At 80.3% G+C, this 503-nt stretch carries 1 pseudogene; it reads left to right on the top strand.

Annotation, left to right across the window (positions count from 1 at the left end):
• Positions 1-503 (top strand): annotated as a pseudogene (locus HW577_RS26345) (double-strand break repair protein AddB); the annotation flags it as partial.

The following is a 503-nucleotide window of genomic DNA, read 5'->3' on the forward strand; positions in this document are numbered from 1 at the left end:
CGCGCCCGACCGCGCCGTGCTGCTCGCCCGCGCGCTCGCCCCCGCCGAGGGCCTCGCCGCCTGGACCGAGCGTGACCCGCCGCGCTGGCGGGCGGCGATGGAGGGCGTCTCGCGCCTCACCTCCGGCGAGGCGCAGCAGGAAGCCGCCGCCATCGCCCTGCTGCTGCGGGAGGCGGTGGAGACGCCTGGCCGCCGCGTCGCGCTCGTTACGCCGGACCGCGACCTCGCGCGCCGCGTCTCGGCGGAGCTCGCCCGCCACGGCATCACGGCCGATGATTCGGCGGGCGACCCGCTGGCCGAGACGCCGGCGGCGACCTTCCTCCGCCTGCTCGCGCGCGCGGCGGCGGAGGATCTCGCGCCGGTGCCTCTGCTCGCGCTGCTCAAGCACCCCTTGTGCGCCGGCGGGATGGAGCGGGCGGAATGGCTCGCCGCGGCCCGGCGGCTGGAACGCATCGCGCTCCGCGGGCCGCGCCCGGCGCCAGGCCTCGCCGGGCTGCGCGGCG

The sequence above is a fragment of the Neoroseomonas rubea genome, from assembly GCF_016106015.1.
GTDB classification, from domain to species: domain Bacteria; phylum Pseudomonadota; class Alphaproteobacteria; order Acetobacterales; family Acetobacteraceae; genus Neoroseomonas; species Neoroseomonas rubea.